Source organism: Ignavibacteria bacterium (assembly GCA_016873775.1).
Classification (GTDB): domain Bacteria; phylum Bacteroidota; class Ignavibacteria; order UBA10030; family F1-140-MAGs086; genus JAGXRH01.
The window spans coordinates 23,772-31,794 of the sequence record VGWC01000024.1; the positions used below are offsets into that span (position 1 = coordinate 23,772).

At 37.8% G+C, this 8,023-nt stretch carries 2 protein-coding genes; both read right to left on the reverse strand.

Features of this window, described 5'->3' with window-relative positions:
- Positions 1-25: 25 nt before the first annotated feature.
- Positions 26-6,457, reverse strand: a complete 6,432-nt coding sequence (locus tag FJ218_05175; GenBank protein ID MBM4166298.1) for a hypothetical protein — start codon at positions 6,455-6,457, stop codon at positions 26-28.
- 221 nt (positions 6,458-6,678) lie between these two features.
- Positions 6,679-7,935, reverse strand: coding sequence for a YfhO family protein (locus FJ218_05180; protein ID MBM4166299.1), 1,257 nt, complete (start codon positions 7,933-7,935; stop codon positions 6,679-6,681).
- Between the last annotated feature and the right edge of the window lie 88 nt (positions 7,936-8,023).

Sequence of the window (8,023 nt, forward strand, 5' to 3'; positions counted from 1 at the left end):
GAATATGAATAACAAAGAAAATATTTTATTTCATCAACATCAGTTTTTTCGTCTGAATAAATTCGCCGAATGACGAACCTTCACCGGAATTATCTGCGGGAGTTGTCGTCATTCGATAAAAATACACTCCACTGGATAATTGAGAAGCATCAAATTCCACTTCGTCATATCCTTGCTCGCGATATTCATTCGATATTAGTGTTTGAACTTCTTGCCCAAGAATATTGTAAATCTTCAGCGTTATAAATGCATCCTGCGGCAAATAATACTCAATCGTTGTCGAAGGATTAAACGGATTCGGATAGTTTTGATACAGTTCGTACGTTTCGGGTTCGCTCGGAACAAATGTATTGGCAACGCTTGGCGAAGATTGTTTACCCGAAGAAATTAGAAACGATGTGAGGTATAAATGCTTTCCAACACCGCTTTTCAGTTTCAATGGAGAATACCAAGGAATGGAATCTGAATTTATTTGAAAATTATTGGAATCAATTCCGTCGTTAAACGCAAGATTGATTTTGCTCAAAGTAGAATATAATGTGTCGTACAGCGGTTGTCCCGATTCGTACCGTCTCCAAATTTTCTTTGCGTTGTACGTTTTATTGTAATAATTATTTGTATCAAAATAAAACGCCGTCCAGTACGTAAGCGCAGTATCAACGAAATCGCAAATTTGTTCGAGATTACGATTGTTGAGAACATTCGCAGTTCCATTTTTCATATCGAACACTAATTCTTTCAAACCGGAAGGAGCTACGCCTGCTTCGCTCATTGCAATATTCATACGAAGTGCGGCTAATTCACCTGCAAGTTGGTTATTGGTTCCATTATCGCCGGGTTTCTTTGGTGTTGCTATACCTTTTATTTGGGTTGCTTTTTTTGTTCCTTCTTTCACTGCGGTTCGATCTATGGTTTTATCATTTCCATCGAAACCGCGAGAGAATGTTTGATGGTCAACAAAGAGCCGAAATCCTTTTGCATCTTTCTTGAATAAAAATGCAACCGTATCAACACGCGCTTTTAAAGATGTATTCAATGCAGCAGCAGGAACTCCAATATATAATCCATTCGGGAATTTCTTTTCATCAAGTCCAAGTATTGATGGTCTAATATTTGCTCGAACAGCAAATTTACCGTACATCTTTGCGAATACCGTATCAAGAATATTTGCAACGGAAGGTTTCGCCATTGTTTTCGGTGTTTTCTTCAGTGCTTTAGTTAATAGTTTTGGAACTTTTTTAGCAGTTCCCCAACCAGTCGTGTCGTTCGTTTTCGGTGTGAATGTTAAAAACATTCCAGAATCTGCATTGGAATTGATAAATTGAATCAATGCAGTATTTCCGCCGCCGGTAAATGTAATTTGTATGCTCTTCGATGTTTGACTAACGACGCTATCAACAATATTACCATTGAGTTTGTAAATGTATCCCAAATGTCTCCATCCGATTGAATCCGCTTCTATTGCATAATACGTCGAATTCAGATCCAAACTTGAAACAGTAAGTTGAGAAGTATTGCCGGAATCAACTCCTTGCCCTGTTAAACTTCCTTTGTTCACTTTTAAGAACCATGTTTTTGCAACTCTATCCGGTCCACTCGTTCCCATATTAACGTCCATATCAAGATATTTTTCAACGATAATGGTATTCAAATTCATTTTGTTAATAACGTTGATATACTTCACTTGACCGTCGCTTAATGAAATAAATATTTGATTTGTACTTGATTCCACTGCAGAATCGCTGGAAACATAACCAAGGTGAATATATCCGTTCGTGTCGGCTTCGGAAACAACGTAATCTCCGTCTTCTAGAAGACTATCAACAAGTACGCTATCAGACGTAACTTGACTATGAATGTTTTGAGGAGCAACAGACGTTTTATAAATAGTTAAATTCCATTTCTTCGCAACTCTATCGGTATCCGTTGAAAATATTCCGTCGTCATCCAAGTATTTTCTCACCGTTAATTTACTCGGATGAAAGTTAGCAAAGTCAATCGTATTATATGTTCCACCCGAAACCGAAATAGGTTTTGAACTGCTTGTTGTTGAATCAATTGTTCCACTGTTGACACGGATTGCACGATGGTACCATCCACTACTATCTGCAATTGAAGCAATGTATGTTCCATCTGATAAAGTATCTACAGTTAGTAGCGAATCCGACTCGACTTGACCAACAAGTTCACCAATTTCTGCTTCGCGGAACAATTGAATAAACCATTTACGCGAAACCCAATCGGAAGAAGTGCTAGACTTTCCATCTGCTTCCCGATATGTGCGAACAACAATAGTATTCGGTTGAAGCGGATTCGCTCCATCTGCGGCAGTGAATCGTGAAAACGAATTGACACCAGTAATAGCAATAGAATTTTGTGCAGTGCTAACAATTCCTCCTAATCCGCTCCACGAAGTGCCACTGTTTGTAGATTTCCATAAACGAAGCGATGATTCCGTCTGTCCGTTGAGTTCGCTTTCGTCATAAAGGAATACAAATTCTGCATTCAAGTTTGAATTTGTTGTCGGAGTAATATCGAAATAACGTTCTATAGATGTATTGGACAAATATGAACCTCCTCCACCGAGCGGTGTTCCGGTAACGCGTGTTATAGTGGTTTGACCGGGAGCAGTATTGGAAGTAGAAACGACTACTCCGATATTTCCTACAGTATTTTGCGATGTATTTGCAAGAATATTTCTTGTAGTAGTAACTGTTCCAATAATCGTATTGCCGTTTGTTTCATTCAACAATGCTGAAGTACCAAGTGTTATACTATTACTTCCTGTAAGAATATCTCCAATAGTAAATTCTAATGTTCCATTAACAGTGATATTGTTGGATAATGTAATATTACTGGAGTTATTGATTTCTAAATTATTGAAAGAACCTCCGGAAATATTTTGAACACTTGTTCCGTTGAAAATAAACGATGTCCCGCTCGAAATAAACGTTCCGGTCGAAACTGAAAAATCTCCTGTAACAGTAAATGTAGAACCATTGGCAAACGTTTTGTTTCCACTTCCTCCAAGTGACAAGGAATAAAAATTACTTGCATTAAAAGATTGCGAACCGTTTCCATTTATTACAATAGTACCGTTGGAAATGAACGTTCCGTTATTCGTCCAATCCTTTGCTACCCCGATAGAAAGATTTCCGCTATTTAACGTTCCGTTGATAACAATCGTATTAAAGTTATACGTCCCTGAACCGTAAAGCGTCGTTGATGAACTGAAATTCGCCGTTCCTCCAGTATTTCCGGAATATGTTCCACTGTTTGAAATATTTCCAGCAAACGTAATAGACTTTCCGCCATCGGAAAATGTTGATGAATTTGCAATTGAAACATTGCCGTTCACCGTAATTGTTCCCGCCGCAGTTTTTGTTCCACTTCCGCTAATTCCCAAATCGTCGTATTGCGTGCTTGCAATATTTTGCGTTGTTCCGTTATACAAAACTGTGTTGGGAGTATTTGTTACCGCAGCGAATGTTCCGCTTATCGTAAATGTCGCAGATATTCCTAACGATGCATTTGTTTGAAGAGTCAAATTTTTTCCACCGCCAATGCTCACGTTTGCAAAAGAAACAGTTCCGGAGAGCGTATTATTTGCGCCATTAAAATTTGCCGTTCCACTTGATGCAGCAAAACTTCCGCTAACATTCAAATCGCCGGTAAATGACAAATTATTTGATGTTGTAACAGAACCTGAAACGGTTAGTGAATGAAAATCGCATGTTTGTGTTCCGCTGATTGTTTTATTTGCTCCGCTGAGTGTTACGGTACTTGTTCCGGGAGAAATTGTTCCGTTGTTCACTAAAACTCCGGCAATATTCAGAGAAGTTGAACCAAGCGAAAGACTCTTTGCAGAATTTATTTTTACATTATTCAAATTAAATGCACCATTCCCGCTAAAATTTACTGTACCATCTATAATAACCGAATCGGAACCATCGTTAAACGTCGCTCCGTTCGCAACATCAAGACTATTGTTCAGCGTAATATTTCCCGAAGCAGTTTTCTGCCCTCCAGAAAGTGCTAACGCGTAATATGTTAACGAAGGAATAGATTGTGCTCCGCCATTAAACGTAACCGTGTTGGGAATATTCGACGTTGTGTTAAAAGTTCCCGATGATGAAAACGTTCCCGAAATTCCAAAGTTTGATGAAGCCGCAAGAATTAGTGAACCCGTGATATTCACGTTTGCAAAATTTGTTGCGGCACTTCCCGAAAACGATGTTGTTCCGCTAAATGTAACTGTTCCTGAAGAAATAACTGTACCACTGTTCGACCAGTTGCCATTGACTGTATAATTTTTCCCTCCATCATTGAATGTTCCAGTTACCGATAGATGATTCAATATGGCTGTTCCTGTTCCTGATAATGTTGTATTTCCATTAAATGTTAATGTCGAACTCGCATCAACAAAGTTCACACCTGTCAAAGTTAAGTTTCCTGCAACAAAAATATTTCCTCCGGCATTCTTTTGACCGGTTCCACTCATTGTTATATTGTTGAAATTAGAAGCAGATATACTTTGGACATTTCCGTTGAGTTCCACTGTTCCCGTTGCAGTATATGTTCCTCCCGACTTTGTCCAATCGCCGGCAACGCTTATTGTATTTCCTCCATCGGTAAATGTTCCGGAAGAAAGCGTAAAAGCACCTGTTAGTGTTACATTATTAGTAGCATTTACAATACCTCCTGAATTGCTGATGATAATACTTGCAAAACTTGAAGAACCATTATCAATATTTTGCGTTCCGTTCCCATTAAACGTTATTGTTTGAGAAGTTGAAATTGTGCTTGTATTCGACCAATTACCATTGACGGTAAGCGCGCCGGAAATTGTTTTCGTTCCGGAACCTGAAAAACTGATGTTGTTAAAATTGCTTGCTCCGATGTTTTGAGCACCGCTTCCATTGAAAACTGATGCTCCCGTTGCAGTATATGTTCCTGATTTTGACCAATCTCCTGCAACATTGAAAGAAATACCATTATCTGAAAGCGTGCTGGTTATGATGATATTTCCGAAATTAAACGTTCCATTCCCCGATAACGTTGTAGAACCGCCAAACGTAGTAGTAGTAGAACCTCCTTGATACGCAATAGAGTTCACAACAAAATTTCCGGCTATGCTAAAACTTCCACCAGCAGTTTTATTTCCTGTTCCGCTTAAACTAAGATTTCCATAAGAGTTTGCAGTAATCGTTTGTGTTCCTCCGTTGTATGCAATAGTACTTGAAGAACCCAACGTTATTGTAGAGTAGTTGGATGGAAACGTATTTGTTCCTCCAATGTTTAATGTTGCACCATTGGAAACTGTAAATGTTCCGCCTGCTGCTGTTCGGTTTAGTGTGAATGTGCTTAAATCAAATGTTCCTTGTGATACTGTAACATTTCCGGATTTAATCTGTAAATTTGCCAAAAGCGATAATGTTCCGGAAGTTTTGGATACAGTGAGATTTCGCATCTCATCACCAGAAATTGTTTGTGTTCCTGTTCCATTAAATAAAACTGTATTATTACTGAAATTACTGTTGTAAATTCCGCTATTCACAACGCTCCAATTCCCACCTATTCGATGTGTTCTGTTTGAACCACCGCTAAATGTTACTCCATCTATTGTAAGATTTCCTTGTGTAATAATAGAATCAGTAGATTGAAGAGTTTTTGAACCAGAACCGGTTAAATATAAATGTCCATAGGATTGTCGTCCAATAGTTTGACTTGAACCGTTATACTCGACGGTACTCGTTGCACCTAAGGAAACTGTTACATAATTTGTTGGAAATGTGTTCGAACCTCCGATTTTTAGTGCTGCATTATTAGAAACCGTAAGCGAACCTCCGGGACTTGCGCGATTTGCTTGAAAACTTCCGAGCACTAATGTTCCGCTTGTTACACTGAGATTTCCATTGATAGTGAGTGAACCATTGAGTGTTGCAGTTCCGGATGATTTGTTGATGGAAAAATTATTGAATGTAGTACCACCTATTGATTGATTTCCAGTTCCGTTAAATGTTACTGAACTTCCTGATGGGTCAAATGTTCCGTTATTATACCAATCGCCTCCAACATTAATTGTAACCCCAGAAGAAGCTGTAACAACGTTAAACGTTCCAGTAATTTCTACTCCTCGTGAAATTGTTACAGTTAAAGGATTATTGATATTTAAAATTGAATTCGCGCCTTCAGGGTCAATCACAAGCGCAGCAACAGTTTTGTCGCCTGTGTTGATGTTCACGGTTATTGGATTTCCTACATTGCTCAAAATGATAATACTATCCGTACTAATAGGAACTCCCACAGGACTCCAGATATTTCCATCATCCCAATCACCTGTTGCAACAGCAGTTTTCACTTGTGCAAAAGTTTCTAACGCAGTTAAGAGGAAAAGAGAGCCAATGAAAAGCAATAGTTTAGAAAAAATAGAAGTAAAATGGCGCAAAGAAAACATATTTTTCTCCTTGTAAATAATTTTATAATTGAAAAAAAATTGTATAATGTAAATATTCGGAAACTGTTTCAAAGGAAAACTAGAGATTATCTATTCTGCCTTTCTCTTATTATCGGAAATTTTCACCGATAATTTAATGAAAAGTAATCATATTGTCAATATTTTTTTCAATGTTCCGAAAAATTATTCTTACCCTATCTCCATAATACGTTTTCATAAAGTTATGGAATCTCTCTTTTTTCGTTTTGCCTCCGTAAATAAATTCCTATTCCAACTAAAACGAATGCGATAATCCATCCGATATAGGAAATGAGTAGTCCACTCTGATAAACGCTTGAATCGTACACAAATTCAATTGTATGATTTCCCGATGGAACAACGATAGAACGAAGTATTGAATTTGTCCGTATTATCGGTGTTTCTTTACCGTCTATTAATGCTTTCCATCCTACGGGATAATAGATTTCACTCAAGACAAGTAATGATGAAACACTATTTCGTGTCGTGAGTTCGATATGATGCGCGCTATGTTTTTTCATTCGCACTTCTGCGTCTGATGGCGAATAAATTTTTTCTTCGATATTTTGCTGAACGATCGCAGTATGTTTCGAATTAAATGATTCCGAGTTCATTATTTGAAACATTGTTGATTTATCTGCAACAATCACCGTATCCACAAAAAACGCTCGCGGCAGATACGATGGATTTTCAAACACTATCTCTTTTTTTCTTTGGTCAACGAACACTATTTTAAAATATTCTTCCGGCAATCTTCCGTCGGCAATCACATATTTCACGTTCAACATATTGATAACGTTCATATTCAACGGAAACTGCGGGTCCCATCCGCGATACAAACACGAATCCACCATCTCCTGATATATTTTCAATTTAGCAGGAGAATATCCTCCAATTGTTTGCACTCCATAATACATCCACGAATTATCGAATGATGAAAACTGACGAATGGGAAATACTCGATAGACACTTGTATCTTGTCGCAAATAATGAATCGTTTGCGTCGGAGGAAATTGTTCTTCGCTTTGCTGATTCGGATATGTTTGTAAATAATGTTTATCAATCACACCCATATCTATAAAAAATACTATCAGTATGCTTGCTCCGAATATTGTTTGCGAAATAATCGTTTTGGAAAAAAGTAACAACAACACAATTCCCGCAATCGCAATCAACGAAAATTTTATCACATCATCTTTCAACATTTCAAACCGCATTGTTCGTAATTGTGAAATTTGTTCCACATTATATTGACGTTCATCTCCTTCTTTCGTGAATGAACCCGTTGGAAACATTGAACTTTTCAAAAAAAATCCGATGAAAAGTATCACCGTGAATATACTCAACGCATACATCAACGGTTTCAATAATTTTTCCCGCAACTCAAATTTGCCGAAAAGATATTCGCAACCATACGCCGCAACAACTCCTACCGTAAATGGAACAAGAAGCAATATCATTTGCGGCGCGCGAAATTTATTAAAGAACGGTAAATACTCGAACAATATATCATAGACGAAAAAGAATTTACCCCACGAAATTACAAGG

Coding starts and splice junctions, on each gene's coding strand:
- FJ218_05175 (MBM4166298.1), bottom strand. CDS start 6,457: ATGTTTTCTTTGCGCCATTTTACTTCTATTTTTTCTAAACTATTGCTT.
- FJ218_05180 (MBM4166299.1), bottom strand. CDS start 7,935: ATGATATTGCTTCTTGTTCCATTTACGGTAGGAGTTGTTGCGGCGTAT.